Genomic DNA, 23,896 nt, shown 5'->3' on the forward strand with positions numbered 1-23,896 from the left:
ATGGACAACGAACAGAAGCTCCGGGACTACCTCAAGCTTGCGACCGCCGATCTCCGACGGACGCGGCAGCGGGTGAGTGAACTCGAGACATCGGCTCAGGAGCCGATCGCCATTGTCGGTATGACCTGCCGCTATCCCGGGGGAGTAAGCAGCCCCGAAGACCTGTGGCGGATGGTCGAGGCCGGCGAGAACGGCATCTCCGAGTTCCCCACCGACCGCGGCTGGGACGCCGAGGCGCTCGCCTCGTCCAGCACCACCTCCGGCGGCTTCCTGCACGAGGCGCCCGACTTCGACGCCGACTTCTTCGGCATCTCGCCGCGCGAGGCCGTGGCGATGGATCCGCAGCAGCGCGTCGTGCTCGAATCCGCCTGGGAGGCCTTCGAGCGCGCGGGCATCGACCCGACCTCCGTCAAGGGCAGCCAGACCGGCGTGTTCATGGGCGCGATGGCCCAGGACTACCGGGTCGGGCCCGCCGACGGCGCGGAAGGATTCCAGCTCACCGGCAACACGGGCAGCGTCCTGTCGGGGCGGATCTCCTACTCCTTCGGCACGGTCGGCCCCGCCGTGACCGTGGACACCGCCTGCTCGTCGTCCCTGGTGGCCGTGCACCTCGCCGCCCAGGCACTGCGCGCGGGGGAGTGCACCCTCGCGCTGGCCGGCGGCGTCACCGTCATGTCCAGCCCCGGTACGTTCATCGAGTTCAGCCGCCAGGGCGGACTGTCCGCCGACGGCCGCTGCCGCTCCTTCGGCGACTCCGCCGACGGCACCGGCTGGGCCGAGGGCGTGGGCATCCTCGTACTGGAGCGGCTGTCCGACGCCCGAAGCAACGGCCACGAGATCCTCGCCGTCGTGCGCGGCAGCGCCGTCAACCAGGACGGCGCCTCGAACGGCCTCACCGCGCCGAACGGCCCGTCCCAGCAGGAAGTCATCCAGCAGGCCCTGATCAACTCCCGGCTCTCCGCCGACCAGATCGATGTCGTCGAAGCACACGGCACCGGCACCACGCTCGGCGACCCGGTCGAGGCACAGGCCCTGCTGGCGACCTACGGCCGCGACCGCGACGAGAGCCGCCCGCTGCTGCTCGGCTCGGTCAAGTCCAACATCAGCCACACCCAGGCCGCGGCCGGTGTCGCCGGCGTCATCAAGATGGTCATGGCGATGCGGCACGGCGTGCTGCCGCGGACGCTGCTGGCCGACGAGCCCTCCTCGCACGTCGACTGGACACAGGGCGCGGTCAAGGTCCTCACCGAGAACGCCGCGTGGCCCGAGACCGGAGCGCCCAGGCGGGCGGCCGTCTCCTCCTTCGGCATCAGCGGCACCAACGCGCACACCATCGTCGAGCAGGCCCCGGAGCCGGAGGCGCCCGAGGCGGCGGACGGCGCGAACGCCGAGCCCGGCGTCGAGCCCGGTGTCGTACCCGTGCTGCTGTCCGGGCGGACCCCTGACGCGCTGCGGGCACAGGCCGCCGGTCTGCTGTCCGCGCTGGACGCCGACGCCGCGACTCCCCTCCTCGACACCGCCTTCTCGCTGGCCACCACCCGGGCAGGCTTCGAGCACCGCGCCGTGGTCATGGCCGCCGACCGCGACGCCGCGCTCGCCGGACTGACCGCCCTCGCCGAGGACGCGCCGGCGGCCGACCTGGTACAGGGCTCCACGCAGGGCGCCGCGCAGGGCGACGGCAAGCTGGCGTTCCTCTTCACCGGCCAGGGCTCCCAGCGCCTCGGCATGGGCCGCGAACTGTACGGCCGCTTCCCCGTGTTCGCCGAGGCTCTCGACGCGGCGCTCGCCGAGCTGGACCAGCGGCTGGACCGTCCGCTGCGCGACGTGCTGTGGGGCGAGGACGCCGACACGCTGGACCGTACCGAGTACGCGCAGCCCGCGCTGTTCGCCGTCGAGGTGGCGCTGTTCCGCCTCGTGGAGTCCTGGGGCATCAAGCCCGACTACCTGACCGGTCACTCGATCGGTGAGATCGCCGCCGCCCATGTGGCCGGGGTGCTCTCCCTCGGCGACGCCGCCGCGCTCGTCGCCGCCCGGGGCCGGCTGATGCAGGCCCTGCCCGCCGGCGGCGCGATGGTCGCCGTACAGGCCACCGAGGACGAGGTCACGCCGCTGCTGGCCGGCCACGAGGACCGGGTGTCCCTCGCCGCGGTCAACGGTCCGACGGCCGTCGTCCTCGCCGGCGACGAGCACACGGTCGGCGAGATCGCCGCCCGGCTGGAGGCCGACGGGCGCAAGACCAAGCGGCTGCGGGTCTCGCACGCCTTCCACTCGCCGCTCATGGAGCCGATGCTCGACGAGTTCCGCGCCGTGGTCGCGGGACTGTCCCTCCAGGCCCCGCTGATGCCGTTCGTCTCCAACGTCACCGGTGAGCCCGCGACGGTAGGACAGGTGACCTCCGCCGACTACTGGGTGGACCATGTCCGCCGCGCCGTCCGGTACGCGGACGGCGTCGACTGGCTCCTCGGCCACGGCGTCACCACTTTCCTGGAACTCGGTCCCGACGGCGTCCTGTCCGCCATGACCCAGGACGGCGTCGACGCGGCGGGCGCCGACGGCGCCGCCGCGCTCCCCGTACTCCGGGCCGGCCGCCCGGAGACCCACACGATCACCACGGCCCTGGCCGGTCTGCACGTCCGGGGCGTCACCGTCCGCTGGGACGACTACTTCGCGGGCACCGGCGCCCGCCGCGCCGACCTGCCGACCTACGCCTTCCAGCGCCGCAGGTACTGGCCCAAGGGCACCCAGGGACACACCGCGGACCTGCGGGCCGCCGGACTGGGCGCCGCCCACCACCCGCTCCTCTCCGCCGCCGTCTCCCTGGCCGACTCCGAAGGCGCCCTGCTCACCGGCAGGCTCTCGCTCCAGTCCCACCCGTGGCTGGCCGACCACGCCGTACGCGGCACCACGCTGCTCCCCGGCACCGCCTTCCTCGAACTGGCCGTCCGCGCCGGTGACGAGGTCGGCTGCGACCGGGTCGAGGAACTGACCCTGGCGGCGCCGCTGATCCTCCCGGAGCAGGGCGGCATCCAGGTCCAGCTGTGGATCGGCAACCCCGACGACTCCGGCCGCCGCACCGTGAACGTCTACTCCCGCCCCGAGGGAAGCGACGAGAACGCGTGGACCCGGCACGCCACCGGCGTGCTCGCCCTCGGCGAGCAGCGCTCGGTCCTCGACACCGCCGTGTGGCCCCCGGCCGGCGCGGAACCGGTGGGCATCGACGGTCTCTACCGCCGGCTGGCCGAGGACGGTTTCGGGTACGGCCCGGTGTTCCAGGGCCTGCGGGCCGTCTGGCGCCGGGACGACGAGGTGTACGCCGAGGTCGTGCTGCCCGAGGGCGGCGAGGCCGACGCGGACGCGTTCGGACTCCACCCCGCGCTGCTGGACGCGGCGCTGCACGCCGCCTCCTTCGTCGAGCTCGGTGCGGAGAGCCACGGCGGACTGCCCTTCTCCTGGGAGGGTGTGTCGCTGCACGCGACCGGCGCCTCCGCGCTGCGCGTACGGCTGTCCCCGGCCGCCGAGGACGCGGTGTCCCTCACCGTGGCCGACGCCTCGGGCGAGCCGGTCGCCTCCATCGACTCGCTGGTGCTGCGCCCCGTCGCGGCCCAGCAGTTCGGCACCGTCGCCCTGGTCGGCAGGGACGCGCTGTTCGGCCTCGACTGGACGCCGGTGCGGACCGGGACGGCGGCCCCCGGGCCGGTGGCCCTGGTCGGCCCCGACGTGTTCGGACTCGCCGAGGACCTGGCGCCGGTGAGCACCGCCGTGACCTACCCGGATCTGCTGTCGCTGGCGGCGGCGGAGTCCCCGGTCCCGGATGTCGTACTGACGGCGCTCGCCGGTGAGTCCGGCGACGGCGCGGCGCGGTCCGCCCACGCGCTGGTGGCGGACGCGCTGGCGTCGGCCCAGGCGTGGCTGGCGGACGAGCGGTTCGCCGACGCGCGGCTGGTGTTCGTGACGCGGGGTGCCGTCGGCGGCCGTGACGTGGCCGCGGCCTCGGTGTGGGGCCTGATCCGCTCCGCGCAGGCGGAGCACCCCGGCCGGTTCGGCCTGGTCGATCTGGACCCCGAAGCGCCGGCCGCCCTGCCGCCGCGGGCTCTGGGCGTGGCCGAGCCGCAGTTGGTGGTCCGCGGCGGTGAGGTACGGGCCGGACGCCTGGTGCGCCGGCGGACGGCCGGCGGCGCGGGCGTGGGCCCGGTCTGGGGCGCCGGCGGCAGTGTCCTGATCACCGGTGGTACGGGTGGTCTGGGCGCGGTGCTGGCACGGCACCTGGTGGCGGAGCACGGCGTACGGCGGCTGCTGCTGGTCAGCCGGCGGGGACGGGCCGCCGAGGGCGCCGAGGAGCTGGTGGCCGAGCTGGAGCTGCACGGCGCCGAGGTCGCGGTCGAGGCATGCGATGTCGCCGACCGCGACGCGCTGGCGGGCCTGCTGGCCGCGCACCCGGTCTCCGCCGTGGTGCACACGGCGGGGGTGCTGGACGACGGCGTCATCGGTTCACTGACTCCGGAGCGGCTCGACACGGTCCTGCGGCCGAAGGCCGACGCGGCCTGGAACCTGCACGAGCTGACCCGTGATCTCGACCTGTCCGCGTTCGTGGTGTTCTCCTCCGTGGCCGGCGTGTTCGGCAGCGCGGGCCAGGGCAACTACGCGGCGGGCAACGCCTTCCTGGACGCGCTCGTGGAGCGCCGGCGGGCCGAGGGCCTGCCCGGCTCCTCCCTGGCCTGGGGTCCGTGGGACCGTACCGGCGGAATGACCGGCGGTGTGACCGACGCGGACATGGAGCGGATGGCCCGCGCGGGCATGCCGCCGCTGTCGGTGGAGCAGGGTGTCGCGCTGTTCGACGCCGCGCTGGCCACCGGTGAGGCGGCGGTGGCGCCGGTGCGGCTGGACCTGGCGGTGCTGCGGGCCCAGGGCGAGGTCCCGCCGCTGCTGCGGACGTTGATCCGTACCCGCTCCCGCCGGGCCGCGGTCGCCGGCTCCGCGACGGCGAGCGATCTCGTACAACGGCTGAACCGGCTCGACGAGACCGACCGGCACGACATGCTGCTGGACCTGGTCCGCGCGCAGGTCGCGCTCGTACTCGGCCACGCCAGTGGTGCGGACATCGACGCGGAACGCGCGTTCCGGGACCTGGGCTTCGACTCGCTGACGGCGGTGGAGCTGCGGAACCGGCTCAACACCGTGACCGGGCTGCGGCTGCCGGCCACGCTCGTCTTCGACTACCCGACCGTGCGGAACCTCGCCACGTACATCCTCGACGAGCTGCTCGGCTCGGACGCCGCGGCGCCCGCCGCCACCCGGACCGCGGCGGTGGCCGACGATCCGATCGTGGTCGTCGGCATGAGCTGCCGCTACCCCGGCGGGGTGACCTCACCGGAAGACCTGTGGCGGCTGGTGACCGAGGGCGCTGACGCGATCTCCGGATTCCCGGTCAACCGTGGCTGGGATGTCGAGTCGCTGTATCACCCGGACCCGGACCACGCCGGTACGGCCTACACCCGCTCGGGCGGATTCCTGCACGAGGCGGGCGAGTTCGACCCGGCGTTCTTCGGGATGAGCCCGCGCGAGGCGCTGGCCACGGACTCGCAGCAGCGCCTGCTGCTGGAAGCGTCCTGGGAAGCGGTCGAGCGGGCGGGTGTCGACCCGCTGTCCCTGCGGGGCAGCGCCACCGGCGTGTTCGCCGGCGTGATGTACAGCGACTACAGCGCCGTGCTGGCGAGCCCCGAGTTCGAGGGTTTCCGGGGCGGCGGCAGTTCGGCGAGTCTGGCCTCGGGCCGGGTGTCGTACACGATGGGCCTTGAAGGCCCGGCCGTCACCGTCGACACCGCGTGCTCGTCCTCGCTGGTCGCCATGCACTGGGCCATCCAGGCCCTCCGCTCGGGCGAGTGCTCGCTCGCCCTGGCCGGCGGCGTCACCGTGATGTCGACGCCCTCGGTGTTCGTGGACTTCTCCCGGCAGCGCGGTCTGTCGCCCGACGGCCGCTGCAAGGCGTTCTCCGAGTCGGCCGACGGTGTCGGCTGGGCGGAGGGCGTCGGCATGCTCGTCCTGGAGCGGCAGTCCGACGCGGTGCGCAACGGCCACCGGATCCTGGCCGTGGTGCGCGGCTCCGCGGTCAACCAGGACGGCGCGTCCAACGGCCTGACCGCCCCCAACGGTCCCTCGCAGCAGCGGGTGATCCGGCAGGCGCTCGCCAGCGGCGGACTCACCGCGGACGAGGTCGATGTCGTGGAGGCGCACGGCACAGGCACCACCCTGGGCGACCCGATCGAGGCCCAGGCGCTGCTGGCCACCTACGGCCGGGACCGTGACCCGGAGCGGCCGCTGCTGCTCGGCTCCGTGAAGTCCAACATCGGCCACACCCAGGCCGCCGCCGGCGTCGCGGGTGTGATCAAGATGGTGATGGCGATGCGGCACGGCACCCTCCCGCAGACGCTGCATGTCGACGCCCCGTCCTCCCATGTGGACTGGACCGAGGGCGCGGTCGAGCTGCTGACCGAGCCGACCGCCTGGCCGGACACCGACCGCCCCCGGCGCGCCGGTATCTCCTCGTTCGGCATCAGCGGTACGAACGTCCACACCATCATCGAGCAGCCCCCGGCCACCCGCGCCGAGGCGCGGACCACCTCGCCCCGCGAGGCCGGAGCCGTACCGTGGCTGATCTCGGGCCGGACCCGCGACGCCCTGCGCGGCCAGGCGGCGCGGCTGCTGTCCTACGTACAGGCGCAGCCCGAACTCGACCTGGTCGACGGCGCGTTCTCGCTGGCCACCACCCGTTCGCAGTTCGACAGGCGCGCGGCCGTGGTGGCGCAGGACCGTACCTCGCTGGTGAGGTCGCTCAGCGCGCTCGCCACCGGCAGGACCGACGCCGGGGTGATCGAGGGCGAGGCCGCACGGCGTGGCAGGACCGCCCTGCTCTTCACCGGCCAGGGCAGCCAGCGGCCCGCCATGGGCCGTGAACTGTACGAGCGCTTCCCGGTGTTCGCCGAGGCGCTCGACGAGGTGTTCGCCGAGCTCGACCCGCTGCTCGACCGCCCGCTGCGCGAGGTGCTGTTCGCCGCCGAGGGCACGGCCGAGGCCGCACTGCTGGACGAGACCGGCTGGACGCAGCCCGCGCTGTTCGCCATCGAGGTGGCGCTGTTCCGTCTCGTACGGACCTGGGGCGTCAAGCCCGACTTCGTGGCCGGCCACTCGATCGGTGAGATCGCGGCGGCCCATGTCGCGGGCGTGCTGTCGCTGGCCGACGCGTGCGCCCTGGTCGCGGCGCGCGCCACGCTGATGCAGGCGCTGCCGGCCGGCGGTGCGATGGTCGCGGTGCAGGCCACCGAGGACGAGGTCGTCCCCCTGCTGTCCGAGCGGGTGTCGATCGCCGCCGTCAACGGCCCCACGTCGGTCGTCGTCTCCGGGGACGAGGACGCGGTCCTGGACCTCGCCGCCTCGTTCGGCTCCCAGGGACGCAAGACCAAGCGCCTGCGGGTGAGCCATGCCTTCCACTCGCCCCGTATGGCCGCGATGCTCGACGCGTTCCGCGAGGTCGCCGAAGGACTGACCTTCACGGCGCCGGACATCCCGCTGATCTCCAACCTGACCGGCCGGCAGGTCACGGACGAGCAGGTGCGCTCCGCGGAGTACTGGGTCGCACAGGTGCGGGAAGCGGTCCGCTTCGCCGACTGCGTACGGACGCTGCGCGACGCGGGCGTCACCACCTTCCTCGAACTGGGCCCCGACGGACCGCTGTCCGCGATGGCCCAGGACACCCTCGGCGACGACTACGACGCCGAACTGGTCCCGCTGCTGCGCGCCGGCCGCGCCGAGGAACTGGCCGTCACCACGGCGCTCGCCCGGCTCCAGGTGCACGGCGTCGCCGTGGACTGGCCGGCCTACTTCGCGGGCAGCGGCGCCCGCCGGGTGGACCTGCCCACCTATGCCTTCCAGCACGAGTTCTACTGGCCGCAGCTGCCCGCGCTCCCCGCCGCCGCGACCGCCGACCCCGCCGACCAGCGTCTGTGGGCCGCCGTGGAGCGCGGCGACGCCGACGAACTGGCCACGATCCTCGGACTCGGCGAGCAGGAGCACTCCTCCCTCGGCTCCCTGCTGCCCGCACTGACCTCCTGGCGCCGCGGCAAGCAGGAGAAGACCCTGCTGGACTCGCTGCGCTACCGGGTCGAATGGACCGGTCTGCGCAAGCCCGCCGCCCCGGTGCTGGACGGCACCTGGCTGCTCGTCAGCAGCGAGGAGACCGACGACACCCTCTGCGACGATCTGGCGGGCGCGCTCAGCACGCACGGCGCGCGGGTGCGCCGTGTGGTCCTGGACGCGTCGTGCGCCGACCGTGGCGTGCTGGCGGCGCGGCTCGAAGGCACCGAGGACTTCGACAGCACGGCGAACGTGCTGTCCGTTCTCCCGCTGGACGAGCGCCCGAGCGACGCGTACGCGCCGCTCACCACCGGGCTCGCGCTGACGGTCGCGCTCGTCCAGGCACTGGGCGACACCGGGTCCGGGGGACGGCTGTGGACGGCCACTCGGGGCGCCGTGTCGACCGGACCCGCAGACCCGGTCACCCGGCCCGTCCAGGCCGCGGCCTGGGGGCTCGGCCGGGTCGCGGCCCTCGAACACCCCCAGAGCTGGGGCGGTCTCATCGACCTGCCGGCCACGCTCGACCAGCAGGCCGGACAGCGGCTGGCGGGCGTGCTCGCCACTAAGGACGCCCCCGACGGCGAGGACCAGGTGGCGCTGCGCGCCTCCGGGGTCTCCGGCCGCCGCCTCGTCCGGCACACCGTCGACGCACTGCCCGCCGCCCACGAGTTCACCGCACGGGGCACCGTGCTGGTGACCGGTGGCACCGGCGGCCTCGGCGCCGAGGTGGGCCGCTGGCTGGCACGCTCCGGCGCGCAGCACCTGGTCCTGACCAGCCGCCGCGGCCCGGACGCCCCCGGCGCGGCCGAACTCCGCGCCGAGCTGGAGGAGCTGGGCGCCCGCGTCGAGATCGTCGCCTGCGATGTCTCCGACCGCGACGCGCTCGCCGCCGTACTGGACGGGATCCCGTCCGAGCTGCCGCTGACCGGTGTGGTGCACACCGCGGGCGTCGGCCACTTCGGACCGCTGGAGCAGCTCAGCCTCCCGGACTTCGCCGAGCTGACCTCGGCGAAGCTGGCGGGCGCGGCCCATCTCGACGCCCTGCTCGGCGACCGCGAACTGGACCTCTTCGTCCTGTTCGGCTCGATCGCCGGCGTCTGGGGCAGCGGCGGCCAGAGCGCGTACGGCGCGGCCAACGCCTACCTGGACGCCCTGGCCGAGCACCGGCACGCCCGTGGACTCACTGCCACCTCCGTGGCCTGGGGTCCGTGGGCCGAAGCGGGCATGGCCGTCGACGAGACGGTCTCCGGAAGCCTGAAGCGACAGGGCCTCGGCTTCCTGGACCCCGGTCCCGCGATGACCGAACTCCGCCGCGCGGTCGTACGGCGGGACGTGACCGTCACGGTCGCCGACGTCGACTGGGACTGCTACGCGCCGGTCTTCACCTCGGGACGGCCCAGCGCGCTGCTCGCCGGCCTGCCCGAGGTACAGGCGCTGACGAGCGGCGCCGAGCAGGACACGGCCGGTGACGCCTCCGAGTTCGTCACGCGCGTGCGCGCCCTGGCCGAGCCCGAGCAGGACCGGCTGCTCGCCGACCTCGTCCGCGACGAGGCGGCAGCCGTGCTGGGCCACAGCTCCGCCGACGGCGTACCGGAGGGGCGTGCCTTCCGCGACATCGGCTTCGACTCGCTGACCGCGGTCGAGCTGCGCAAGCGGCTGTCCACCGTGACCGGCCTGACCCTGCCGAGCACGATGGTCTTCGACTATCCGACCCCGCTGGAGCTGGCGCGGTATCTGCGCTCGGAGATCCTGGGCGCCGTGCTGGAGGTGGCAGGACCGGTCGCCACCCTGGCGGCCGACGACGAGCCGATCGCCATCATCGGCATGAGCTGCCGCTTCCCCGGCGGAGCCGGCTCGCCCGAGCAGCTGTGGGACCTCGTCACCAACGGCGCGGACGCCGTGACGGAATTTCCCGTCAACCGAGGCTGGGACGCCCAGGGACTCTTCGACCCGGACCCGGACCGGCAGGGCAGGACCTACTCGACGCAGGGCGGATTCCTGCACGAGGCCGACGAGTTCGACCCGACGTTCTTCGGCATCTCCCCGCGCGAGGCACTGGTGATGGACCCCCAGCAGCGGCTGCTGCTGGAGACCACCTGGGAGTCCTTCGAACGCGCGGGCATCACCCCCGGCGCGGCACGGGGCAGCCTCACCGGCACCTTCATCGGATCCAGCTACCAGGACTACGGCATGGGCGCCGGCGACGGCGCCGAGGGCCACATGGTCACCGGCAGCAGCCCGAGCGTGCTCTCCGGGCGGATCTCGTACGTATTCGGTCTCGAGGGCCCCGCGGTCACCGTCGACACCGCGTGCTCCTCCTCTCTCGTCGCCCTGCACCTCGCCTGCCAGTCCCTGCGCAACGGCGAGTCCACGCTCGCCGTCGCGGGCGGCGCCACGATCATGACCACGCCCGCCCCCTTCGTCGCGTTCAGCCGGCAGCGGGCGCTCGCCCAGGACGGCCGCTGCAAGGCGTTCTCCGACGACGCGGACGGCATGACGCTCGCCGAGGGCGTCGGCATCCTGCTGGTCGAGCGGCTCTCCGACGCCCGGCGCAACGGTCATCCGGTCCTCGCGGTGATCCGTGGCTCGGCGATCAACCAGGACGGCGCGTCCAACGGACTCACCGCGCCCAACGGTCCCTCGCAGCAGCGGGTGATGCGACAGGCCCTGGCCAACGCCCGCCTCTCCCCGGGGGACATCGACGCCCTGGAGGCCCACGGCACCGGTACGCCCCTCGGCGACCCGATCGAGGCGCAGGCGCTGCTGGCCACCTATGGCAGGGACCGCGACCCGGAGCGCTCCCTGCTGCTCGGTTCGGTCAAGTCCAACATCGGGCACACCCAGTCCGCCGCCGGAGTCGCGAGCGTCATCAAGATGGTGATGGCGCTGCGCAACGGCGTGCTGCCGCGGACGCTGCACGCGGAGACTCCCTCGTCGCACGTGGACTGGTCCTCGGGCGCGGTACGTCTGCTGTCCGAGGCGGTCGCATGGCCCGAGACGGGCCGGCCGCGCCGTGCGGCGGTGTCGTCGTTCGGGATCAGCGGCACCAACGCCCACACGCTGCTGGAGCAGGCGCCCGTCGAGGAAGAGACCGAGGAGACCGGGTCCACGGTCGAGCCGGTGCCCGTCGCGGGCGGCGTGGTGCCGTGGGTGGTGTCGGGCCGTACCGGGTCCGCCGTACGGGAGCAGGGGGCACGCCTGCTGTCGTACGTGGAGACCGCGGGATCCGCGTCGAGGCCGCTCGATGTGGGCTTCTCACTCGTCTCGTCCCGCTCCGTCTTCGAGCACCGGGCCGTGGTGGTCCCCGCCGAGGACGCGGACCCGCTGACGGCCCTGCGCGCGATCGAGCACGACGGACCGTCGTCCGTGGTGGCCCGGGGTGTGGCCGATGTGGAGGGGAAGACGGTGTTCGTCTTCCCGGGTCAGGGTTCGCAGTGGGTGGGGATGGGGGCTCGTCTGCTGGACGAGTCGCCGGTCTTCGCCGAGCGGATCAGTGAATGTGCGGCGGCGCTGGGCGAGTTCACCGACTGGTCGTTGGTGGATGTGCTGCGGGGTGTCGAGGGCGCGCCGTCCCTGGAGCGGGTGGATGTGGTCCAGCCCGCGTCCTTCTCGGTGATGGTGTCGCTGGCCGCGCTGTGGCGCTCGCGCGGCGTCGAGCCCGCGGCCGTCGTCGGCCATTCCCAGGGCGAGATCGCGGCCGCTGTCGTCTCCGGTGCGCTGTCCTTGCAGGACGGCGCGCGGGTGGTGGCGCTGCGCAGCCAGGCGATCGGCCGGCGGCTCGCCGGACACGGCGGAATGATGTCCGTGGCGCTGCCCGTGGCCGACGTCGAGAGCCGGCTGGAGGCGTGGTCGGGCCGGGTGTCCGTCGCCGCGGTCAACGGCCCGCGCTCGGTCGTCGTCTCGGGTGAGCCGGAGGCCCTGGACGAGCTGTCCGCCGAGCTGACGGCCGAGGACATCCGGGTCCGCCGGATCGCGGTGGACTACGCCTCGCACTCCGCCCAGGTCGAGGACCTGCGCGACGAACTGCTCGACGTGCTGGGGCCGGTACGCCCTCAGGTCTCCGAAGTCCCGTTCTTCTCGACGATGACGGGCGCGTGGCTGGACACCGACGGGATGGACGCCGGGTACTGGTTCCGCAACCTGCGGCAGCGGGTGCTGTTCGCCGACGCGGTACGCGACCTGCTGGACGCGGGACACCGCGCCTTCATCGAGGTCAGCTCGCACCCGGTGCTCACCATGTCGGTGCAGGACATGATCGACGAGACCGGTGAACCGGGCGTCGCGACCGGCACGTTGCGCCGGGACACGGGCGGCGTGTCGCGGTTCCTGCTCTCGGCCGCCGAGGTCTTCGTCCGTGGCGTCGACGTCGACTGGGCGGGCGTTTTCGCGGGCACGGATGCCCGGCGGGTGGACCTGCCCACCTACGCGTTCCAGCACGAACAGCTGTGGGCCATACCGCCCGCGCCCGAGAACGCCGTCGCCGCCGACCCCGCCGACGCCGAGTTCTGGGCGGCGGTGGAGCAGGAGGATCTCTCCGCGCTGTCCTCGACGCTGCGTACGGACGAGGGTTCGGTGGCCGCCGTGCTGCCGGCGCTGTCGTCCTGGCGCAGGTCGCGCCGGGACCGGTCGACGGTCGATTCCTGGCGCTACCGCGTGTCCTGGTCCCCGGTGAGCACCGTTCCGCAGAAGTCGCTCTCGGGCGCCTGGCTGGTGGTGTCCGCCGAGGGAATCGACGACGCCGAGGTCGTCGACGCACTGAGCGGCCACGGCGCCGAGGTCCGGCGTCTGGTGCTGGACGAGTCGTGTGTCGACCGTACGGTCCTGGCGGAGCGGCTGGCCGGGACCGGCGAGGTCGCCGGAATCGTGTCCGTGCTCGCCGGGGCCGAGGAGCCGGGCGAGCAGTATCCCGGCCTCTCCCTCGGGCTCGCGCTGACGGTCTCGCTGGTGCAGGCCCTGGGCGATACCGAGACCGGCGCCCCGCTGTGGTTCCTCACCCAGGGCGCGGTCTCCACGGGCCGTTCCGACGAGGTCACGTCCCCCGTCCAGGCTCAGGTGGCCGGGGTGGGGTGGACGACGGCGCTGGAGCATCCGCAGCGCTGGGGCGGGGTCATCGATCTGCCGCAGACGCTTGACCAGCGGGCGGCTCAGCGTCTGGTGTCCGCCCTGGCGGGCGCACTGGGCGAGGAGGACCAGCTCGCCATCCGGTCCTCCGGCGTCTTCACCCGCCGTATCGTCCGCGCCGCGGCCGGCCGGCAGGGCCCCTCCCGGGACTGGACGCCGCGCGGCACCACCCTCGTCACCGGCGGCTCGGGCACCCTCGCCCCGCATCTCGCCCGCTGGCTGGCCGGACAGGGCGCCGAGCACCTGGTGCTGACGAGCCGTCGGGGCATGGACGCTCCTGGCTCCGCCGAACTCGTCGCCGAACTGGCCGAGCTGGGCACCGAAGCCACCATCGCCGCCTGCGACGTCACCGACCGCGAGGCCGTGGCCGCGCTCCTGGCGGAGCTCAAGGCCGAGGGACGGACCGTACGGACCGTCGTGCACACCGCCGCGCTCATCGAGCTGTACTCGCTGGCCGAGACCGGCATGGACGCCTTCTCCCGCGTCATGCACGCGAAGGTGGTCGGCGCCCAGGTCCTGGACGAACTGCTCGACAACGACGACCTCGACGACTTCATCCTCTACTCGTCCACGGCCGGCATGTGGGGCAGTGGCGCGCACGCCGCGTATGTGGCGGGCAACGCCTACCTCGCCGCGCTCGCCGCCCACCGCAGGGCCCGCGGGCTGCGCGCCATGTCGCTCTCCTGGGGCATCTGGTCCGACGACCTCAAGATCGGCCGCGTCGACCCGCAGCTGATCCGCCGCAGCGGCCTGGAGTTCATGGACCCGCAGCTGGCGCTGAGCGGACTGAAGCGGGCCCTGGACGACGACGAGACCGTCATCGCGGTCGCCGACGTCGACTGGGACACGTACTACCCCGTCTTCACGTCGAGCCGTCCCACGGCCCTCTTCTCCGAGGTCCCCGAGGTCCGCAGGCTCACCGAGGCCGCCGAGCAGACCACCGGCACCGTCGTGGAGGGCGAGTTCGTGGCGCGGCTGCGCGCGCTGTCCGCCGCCGAGCAGGAGCGGCTGCTGCTGGAGGTGGTCCGTACCGAGGCCATGGCCGTTCTGGGGCTCACGTCCGCCGACGCCCTGCCCGACCAGCGCGCCTTCCGTGACGTCGGTTTCGACTCGCTGACCGCCGTCGGGCTGCGCAACCGCCTCGCGTCCGTCACCGGGCTGACGCTGCCGACGACCATGGTCTTCGACTATCCGAGCCCCGCCGCGCTGGCCGGCTTCCTGCGGTCCGAGCTGGCCGGGGCGCAGCCCGCGACCGGCGCCCCCGCCGTCGTCGCGTCGGCCTCCGCCGCCGACGACGACCCGATCGCCATCATCGGCATGAGCTGCCGCTACCCCGGCGGGGTCACCTCGTCGGAGGAGCTGTGGAAGCTCGTCCTGAACGGCTCCGACGCCATCTCCGGCTTCCCCGCCGACCGTGGCTGGGACGCCGAGGGCCTGTACGACCCGGACCCCGACCGGTCCGGCAGGACCTACTCCGTCCAAGGCGGATTCCTGCGCGACGTCGCCGACTTCGACCCCGGGTTCTTCGGCATCTCGCCGCGTGAAGCGGTGTCCATGGACCCGCAGCAGCGCCTGCTGCTGGAAACGTCCTGGGAAGCCTTCGAACACGCCGGAATCGACCCGGCCTCCCAGCGCTCCAGCCTGACCGGCACCTTCATCGGCGCCAGCTACCAGGACTACACCTCCGGCGTGGCCAACGCCGCCGAGGGGTCCGAAGGCCACATGATCACCGGCACGCTCTCCAGCGTGCTGTCGGGCCGGGTGTCCTACCTCTTCGGCTTCGAGGGCCCCGCGGTCACCCTCGACACCGCCTGCTCGTCCTCGCTCGTCGCGCTCCACCTGGCCTGCCAGTCGCTGCGCAACGGAGAGAGCTCCCTCGCGCTCGCGGGCGGCGTCAGCATCATGTCCACCCCCAGCGCCTTCGTCGGCTTCAGCCGGCAGCGGGCGCTCGCGGTCGACGGCCGCTGCAAGGCCTACGCCGAGGCAGCCGACGGCATGACGCTCGCCGAGGGCGTCGGCCTGGTCCTGCTGGAGCGCCTCTCCGAGGCCCGGCGCAACGGCCACCAGGTGCTGGCCGTGGTGCGCGGCTCCGCGGTCAACCAGGACGGCGCGTCCAACGGACTCACCGCCCCGAACGGCCCGTCGCAGCAGCGGGTGATCCGGCAGGCCCTGGCCAACGCCGGACTCCGGTCCCGCGAGGTCGATGTCATCGAGGGCCACGGCACCGGCACCGCGCTGGGCGACCCCATCGAGGCGCAGGCCCTGCTGACCACGTACGGACAGGACCGGGATCCCGAGCACCCGCTGCTGCTCGGCTCGGTCAAGACCAACATCGGCCACACCCAGATGGCCTCCGGCGTCGCCAGCGTCATCAAGATGGTCCACGCCCTCCAGCAGGGCATCGTGCCGAAGACACTGCACATCGACACACCGTCCTCGCACGTGGACTGGTCCTCCGGCGCCATCGATCTGCTGACCGAGCAGACCACGTGGCCCGAGACCGGCCGCCGCCGCCGCGGCGCCGTCTCCTCGTTCGGCCTCAGCGGCACCAATGTGCACACCATCCTGGAGCAGGCTCCCCCGGAGGAGCCCGCCGAGCGGCCGGCACCCGAGCGGGAGCCCCGTCCTGGCATCATGCCCCTGCTGGTCTCCGCCCGGAGCGAGGCGGCGCTGCGCGCCCAGGCCGGCCGGCTGCTGTCCCTGGTGGAGGAGCGGCCCGACGCGCACCTCACCGACCTCGCCTTCTCGCTGGCCACCTCCCGTTCGAGCCTGGACCGGCGGGCGGCCGTCGTGGCGGAGGAGCGCGACGAACTGCTGCGCGGTCTGCTGGCCCTGCGCGACGGACTGCCGGGCCCCGGTGTGGTCCAGGGCAGCACGGGCCGCGGCCGTACCGCGTTCCTGTTCAGCGGACAGGGCAGCCAGCGTCCCGGCATGGGCCGCGAGCTGTACGAGCGGTTCCCCGCCTTCGCCGACGCGCTCGACGCCGTACTGGCCCGGGTCGACGGTGAGCTGGACCGGCCGCTGCGCGAGATCATGTTCTGCGAGGCGGGATCCACCGAGGCCGCCCTGCTCGACCGGACCGAGTACGCACAGCCCGCGCTGTTCGCCGTCGAGGTCGCGCTGTTCCGGCTGGCCGAGTCCTGGGGCGTCACCCCCGACTATCTGGCCGGGCACTCCATTGGCGAGCTCGCCGCCGCGCACGTCGCGGGTGTGCTCTCCCTGGAGGACGCGTGCGCCCTGGTGGCGGCACGCGGCCGGCTGATGCAGGCACTGCCCGCGGGCGGCGCGATGATCTCCCTCCAGGCCGCCGAGGACGAGGTCCTCCCGCTGCTGGCGGGAATCGAGGACCAGGTGTCGATCGCCGCCGTCAACGGCCCCGCCTCGGTGGTCGTCGCCGGAGCCGAGGCCGCCGTCCTCGACCTCGCCGCCCGCCTCGGGGCCGAGGGACGCAAGACCAAGCAACTGCGGGTGAGCCATGCCTTCCACTCGCCGCTCATGGACGCCATGCTCGACGACTTCGGCCGGGTCGCGAGCGGCATCACGTACCACCCGCCGGTGATTCCCTTCGTCTCCAACGTGACCGGTGAACTCGCCACCGACGACCAGGTGTGCTCCCCGGAGTACTGGGTCCAGCACGTCCGCCGTGCGGTCCGCTTCGCCGACGGGGTGAGCTGGCTGTCGGAGCGGGGCGGCGTCCGTACGTTCCTGGAACTCGGCCCCGACGGGGTGCTCTGCGGCATGGCCCGCGAGAGCCTCGCCGACGCGTCGCGCTCCGCGCTCCTTCCGCTGCTGCGCGGCGACCGTCCCGAGGTACGGGCCGTCCTCACCGCACTGGCCGGCGCGCACGCGCACGGCGTGGACGTCGACTGGTCCGTCTTCTTCGCCGACACCGGAGCCCGCCGGGTCGAGCTGCCCACATACGCCTTCCAGCGCGAGCGGTACTGGCCCGAGGCCCCCGCGCAGCAGGCGGGACCGCAGTCGGCGGAGAACGCGCTCGACGCCGAGTTCTGGTCGGCGGTGGAACGGGACGACGTACGGTCCCTGGCCGCCTCGCTGGACCTGGACGACGACACCGTCACCGCGATGGTCCCGGCCCTGACCGCCTGGCGCCGCCGCCGCGGTGAGCAGTCCGCGGTGGACGCCTGGCGCTACCGCGTCACCTGGAAGCCGCAGACCGGCTCCACCGCGCCGACCGTGCTGTCAGGGCGCTGGCTCGTCCTGACCCCGGCCCGCGCGGAGGACGCCGCGTGGTCCGCCGAGGTCGTCGGCGCCCTCGGGACGCAGACCGTCACGGTCGAGGTCACCGAGGTTGACCGCGCCGCGCTCGCCGCGCGACTGGAGGCACTCGGCGCCGAGGACGGCGGCTTCACGGGCGTCCTGTCGCTGCTCGCCCTCGCCGGCTGCGAAGGCGTCGCGCACTCCGGTGTCCCCGCTTCGCTCGCCCTGACGACCGTCGCCGTACAGGCGCTCGGTGACGCGGGGATCGACGCACCGCTGTGGAGCGTCACCCGCGGCGCGGTGTCCGTCGGCCGCTCGGAGCATGTCGTCAGCCTCGACCAGGCGGCCGTCTGGGGACTCGGGCGCGTCGTCGCGCTCGAACATCCCGGCCGTTGGGGCGGCTCCGTCGACCTGCCCGAGCAGCTCGACTCCCACGCCGGCCGCCGGCTGCGCGGCGTCCTGGCCGGCGCCGCCGGCGAGAACGAGGCTGCCGTACGCGCCTCCGGCGTGTTCGTACGCCGCCTCGCCCACAGCCCCGCCGCACCGGCCACGGCCGGGCGCCCGCTCGACGCGTCGGGCACCGTGCTGATCACCGGAGGCACCGGCGGCCTCGGCGGGCATGTCGCCCGCGGGCTCGCCCGCTCCGGCGCCGGACATCTGCTGCTCACCAGCCGACGGGGCGAGGACGCCCCCGGCGCCGACGAGCTGCGCCGCGAACTCACCGAACTCGGCGCCCGGGTCACCATCGCCGCCTGCGATGTCGCGGACCATGACGCCCTGGCCGCCCTGCTCGCCTCCGTCCCCGAGGACGCGCCGCTCACCGCGGTCTTCCACACGGCCGGTGTCGTCGTGGACAGCGTCGTGGACGCGCTGACGGCGGACAACTTCACTCCCGTACTGCGCTCCAAGGTCGTCTCCGCGCGCAATCTGCACGAGCTGACCGCGGACCTCGACCTGTCGGCGTTCGTCCTCTTCTCCTCCACGGCCGGCGTCTTCGGCGCCGCCGGACAGGGCAACTACGCCGCGGCCAACGCCTATCTCGACGCCCTCGCTGAATACCGGCGCGCACACGGCCTGACGGCCCTCTCCGTCGCCTGGGGCCCCTGGGCCGGATCCGGCATGGTCGCCGACGCCGCGGAGATCGAGAGCCGGGTGCGGCGCGGCGGATTCGAGCCGCTGGCGCCGGAACCCGCCGTCCGCGCCATGCTCCAGGCCGTCGAACACGACGACACGGCCGTCGCGGTCGCCGACATCGACTGGAGCCGCTTCCTCCGCGCGTTCGCCTCGACCCGCCCCCTGCCGCTCATCAGCGACCTGCCCGAGGTACGGCAGGCCGCCACCGCGTCGGTCGGGGCGGCCGCCGGGGAACCGGAGCTGCGCCGGCGGCTCGCGGAACTCCCCGAGGCCGAGCGTGGCGGCTACGTGCTCGACCTGCTGCGCGCCCAGGTGGCCGCGGTGCTGGGGCACTCCGACGCCAGGAACATCGAGGACGACCGCGCCTTCCGCGACCTGGGCTTCGACTCACTGACGACGCTCGAACTGCGCAACGGGCTCGCCGCCGTCACCGGGCTGAGCCTGCCCGTCTCCCTCGTGTACGACCTGCCCACCCCGCGCGAGATGGCGGAGTTCCTGCTCGCCGAGCTGGTCGGCTCGCTGCCCGACGCGTCGGCGGCGCTCCCGGTCGCCACCGGCCGGCCGGTGGACGACGACCCGATCGCCGTCGTCGGCATCAGCTGCCGCTTCCCCGGCGGGGTGTCCTCGCCGGAGGAGCTGTGGCAGCTGCTCCAGGACGGCGGGGACGGCATCTCCTCGTTCCCTGCCGACCGCGGCTGGGACATCGAGGCGCTCGGAGCGGGCGCCTCGGACACCCTCGACGGCGGATTCCTCACCGGGGTCGCCGACTTCGACGCCGGCTTCTTCGGCATCTCGCCGCGTGAGGCCCTGGCGATGGACCCGCAGCAGCGGCTGCTGTTGGAGGCGACCTGGGAGGCGCTGGAGCGGGCCGGTATCGACCCGTCAGGACTGCGCGGCTCCACCACCGGCGTCTTCGTCGGTACCAACGGCCAGGACTACCCCACCCTGCTGCGCAGGTCCGCCTCCGACGTGCAGGGCTATGTGGCCACCGGCAACACCGCCAGTGTCATGTCGGGCCGGCTCTCCTACGCGCTCGGCCTGGAGGGCCCGGCGGTCACCATCGACACCGCCTGCTCGTCCTCGCTGGTGGCGCTGCACTGGGCCGGCAAGGCGCTCAGCTCGGGGGAGTGCTCGCTGGTGATCGCGGGCGGCGTCTCCGTGATGTCGAGCCCCGACTCCTTCGTCGAGTTCAGCACCCAGGGCGGGCTGGCCCCCGACGGCCGGTGCAAGGCGTTCTCCGACAGCGCCGACGGCACCGCCTGGTCCGAGGGCGTCGGCATCCTGGTGCTGGAGCGGCTCTCCGACGCCGTACGCAACGGGCACGAGGTGCGCGGCGTCATCCGCGGCACCGCCGTCAACCAGGACGGCGCGTCCAACGGGCTCACCGCCCCCAACGGCCCCTCGCAGCAGCGGGTGATCCGGCAGGCGCTCGCCGACGCCGGACTGGCCACCGCCGACATCGACGCCGTCGAGGCGCACGGCACGGGCACCACCCTCGGCGACCCGATCGAGGCGCAGGCCCTGCTGACCACGTACGGCCGGGACCGCGAGCGCCCGCTGCTCCTCGGCACGGTCAAGTCCAACATCGGTCACACGCAGGCCGCGGCGGGCGTCGCGGGTGTGATCAAGATGCTGATGGCCATGCGGCACGGCACCCTGCCGAAGACCCTGCACATCGACACCCCGTCGGCGCACGTCGACTGGTCCGCGGGGGCCGTGTCACTGCTGCGCGAGCCGCAGGCGTGGCCGGAGACCGGTCGGCCGCGCCGGGCCGGCGTCTCGGCCTTCGGCGTCAGCGGTACGAACGCCCACGTCATCGTGGAGCAGGCACCCGCCGTCGAACAGCCCCCGGCCGACCCGGAGACCGCCGCCCCGGCCGTCGCGCCGACGGTCGTGCCGTGGATCGTGTCCGGCAGGACCCGTGAGGCGCTCCAGGCCCAGGTCGAGCGGCTCACCTCCTTCACCGAGCGCCACACCGGGCTCTCGCCCCTGGACATCGGCCACTCGCTCGTGTCGGACCGTACGGCCTTCCCGCACCGCGCGGTGCTGCTGGCCGGGCCCGACGGCGTACGGGAGGCCGCGCGCGGCGTCGCGAGCCGCGCCCCCGGCAGGACCGCGTTCCTCTTCTCCGGCCAGGGCAGCCAGCGGGCCGCCATGGGACGGGAGCTGTACGAGCGGTTCCCCGTCTTCGCCGAGGCCCTCGACGCGGTGCTCGCCCATCTGGACACGGAGCTGGAATTCCCGCTGCGGGAGGTGCTGTTCGCCGAGCCGGGCACCTTCGAGGCGGAACTGCTGGACGAGACGGGATGGACCCAGCCGGCCCTCTTCGCCGTCGAGGTGGCGCTGTTCCGGCTGATGGAGTCGTGGGGCATCACCCCGGACTTCGTGGCAGGACACTCCATCGGTGAGATCACCGCCGCCCATGTGGCGGGCGTGTTCCCGCTCGAGGACGCCTGCCGGCTGGTCGCGGCGCGCGCCTCGCTGATGCAGGCCCTGCCCCAGGGCGGCGCGATGGTCGCGGTGCAGGCCACCGAGGACGAGGTCACCTCGCTGCTCGGTGAGCATGTCTCGATCGCCGCGGTCAACGGCCCCGAGGCGCTGGTCATCGCCGGTGCGGAGGACGCCGTCCTGGAGATCGCCGACCTCTTCGCCGCGGACGGGCGCCGCACCAGGCGGCTGCGGGTGAGCCACGCGTTCCACTCGCCGCTGATGGACCCGATGCTCGCGGACTTCGCCCGGGTCACCGAGGGCCTCGCGTTCGAGGAGCCCCGTATCCCCGTGGTGTCGAACCTGACCGGTGAGGTCGCCACGGCGCGGGAGCTGGGCTCGCCCGCCTACTGGGTGCGGCACGTACGGGAGGCCGTCCGGTTCGCCGACGGTGTCCGCACCCTGCGGGACGCCGGCGTCAGCACCTTCGTGGAACTCGGCCCCGACGGCGTGCTCTCCGCCATGGCCCAGCAGAGCCTGGAGGGCGTCGAGCCCGCCCCGGCCGTGGTGCCCCTGCTCCGCAAGGCCCAGGGCGAGGAGGCGGCCGTGGCCGCCGCGCTGGCCACCCTGCACACGCACGGAGCGGACCCGCGGTGGTCCGCGTTCTTCGCGGGCACCGGCGCGCGCCGCGTCGAGCTGCCGACGTACGCCTTCCAGCGCGAGCGGTACTGGCCCGAGCCGGCGGCCCCGGCCGCCGTCGGTGCCCCGGACCCGGTGGACGCCGAGTTCTGGTCGGCCGTGGAGCGGGAGGACCTGGAGTCGCTGGCCGCCTCGCTGGACCTGGACGGCGACACCGTCACCACGATGGTGCCCGCGCTCTCCGCGTGGCGCCGCCGCAGGGGCGAGCAGTCCGCGGGCGAGAACTGGCGCTACCGCGAGAGCTGGACGCCGCTCACCGCACCGGCCACGGCCGCGCCGTCCGGCGACTGGCTGGTCCTCGTGCCGGCCTCCGGCGCCGAGGACACCTGGATGTCCGACGCCGTCGCGGCACTGGGCGCACGGGCGGTACGGGTGGAGGCCGACGCGGCCGACCACGCGGAGCTGTCGCGGCGGCTGGCGACGGCGCGCGAGGACGGGACCGGTTACGCCGGTGTCGTGTCGTTGCTCGCCGCCGCCCGCCCGGATGCGGAAGCCACCGGTGCGCATCTGCCGCAGGACCTGGCGTGGCCGACCGCGCTGCTGCGGGCGCTGGACGAGGCGGGGATCGACGCGCCGCTGTGGTGCGTCACGCGGGGCGCCGTCTCCGTGGCCCCGTCGGAGCACCTGGTGAACGCCGGACAGGCCGCCGTATGGGGCCAGGGGCGGGTCACCGCACTGGAACACCCGGACCGCTGGGGCGGACTCGTCGACCTCCCCGAGGCCATCGACGCCCTGACGGGCGCCCGCTTCGCCGCGGCCCTGGCCGGCCAGGACGGCGAGGACCAGATCGCGGTCCGCGCCACCGGGGCCTTCGGCCGGCGGCTGAGCCGTACGGCACCGTCCCCGGCGGGCGGCTCGTGGCGGCCCACCGGCACGGTCCTCGTCGTCGGGGGTACGGGAACGATGGGCGCCCGCGCCGCCCGCTGGCTGGCCCGCGAGGGCGCCCAGCACCTCGTACTGACCGGCCGTCAGGAGTCGGACCTGACGGGCGCGGCCGCGCTCGAAGCCGAACTGACGCGGCTCGGCGCCACCGTCACGGCCGCCGTCTGCGAGGTGTCCGACCGCGACGCGCTGACCGCGCTGCTGGCGGCGATCCCCGAGGACAGGCCACTGACCGCGGTGATCCACGCCGAGGAGGCCGCCGGCGACACCGGCTCCGGAGCCGCGGCACTGTCCGCGGCGCTGGCCGGAGTCGTCCAGCTGGACGCCGTCCTCGGCGACCGGCCGCTGGACGCGTTCGTCCTGTTCGGATCGATCGCCGGAGTCTGGGGTGTCCGCGGCCAGGAGACACAGGCGGCGCTCGGCGCGTACGTGGACGCCGTCGCACGCCAGCGCCGTGACCGGGGCGCCACCGCCCTGTCGGTCGCCTGGGGCGCCTGGACGGATGCCGTGGACCGCACCATGGCCGCGCATCTGCGGATGAACGGACTGCCCGTGATGGACGCCGACGCGGCGCTCGCCGCGCTCGGCCGCACCCTCGCCGACGGCGAGAGCGCGGTGACCGTCGCCGACGTGGACTGGGAGACCTTCGCCCCCGCCTTCACCGAAGGCCGCCGCAGCACCCTGCTGGCGGACCTCCCGGAGGCCCGCGCCGCCATCGCCGCCGCCGAACGCGAGCGCCGGGACGAGCAGTCCGCCGCCGGCACCTACCGGCAGGGGCTGCTGGAACTGCCCGAAGCCGAACGGGCGGACGCGCTGCTCTCCCTGGTCACCGGGAAGGTCGCCGTGGTCCTGGGACACGCGGACGCCGGCGTGGTCGAGTCCGACCTGCCGTTCCGTGACCTCGGGTTCGACTCGCTGACCGCCGTCGACCTGCGCAACCAGCTCATGGCCGCGACCGGCCTCAGCCTGCCGGCCACCCTTGTGTTCGACCACCCGACCCCGGCCGAACTGGCCGGTCATCTGCGGACCGTGCTGCTCGGCGAACTGCCGGACGTCGCGGCGCCCGTGGCGGCCTCGGGTCACATCGGCGACGACCCCATCGCGATCGTCGGCATGGCCTGCCGCTATCCGGGAGGCGTCGGTTCCCCCGAGGACCTGTGGAAGCTCGTCACCGAAGGGACCGACGCCGTCGGTGAGTTCCCCACGGACCGCGGCTGGGACCTCGACACCCTGCTCGGCGGCGGAACGGAGGGCGGCCGCGGACGCAGCGCCACCGGCCACGGCGGCT

The 23,896-nt window shown here is 74.0% G+C and carries 1 protein-coding gene (only partly in view); it reads left to right on the plus strand.

What is annotated here, in order from left to right:
- Nucleotides 1–23,896 carry the 5' portion of a type I polyketide synthase gene (locus ACFVWW_RS23760; RefSeq protein WP_386879015.1) on the plus strand. Its footprint extends 4,592 nt past the window's final position, so only the first 23,896 of its 28,488 coding nucleotides appear in the window; the start codon lies at nt 1–3; its stop codon lies off the right edge, out of view.

Origin of the sequence: Streptomyces sp. NPDC058198 (assembly GCF_042882605.1) — a bacterium.
In the GTDB taxonomy this organism is placed as follows: domain Bacteria; phylum Actinomycetota; class Actinomycetes; order Streptomycetales; family Streptomycetaceae; genus Streptomyces.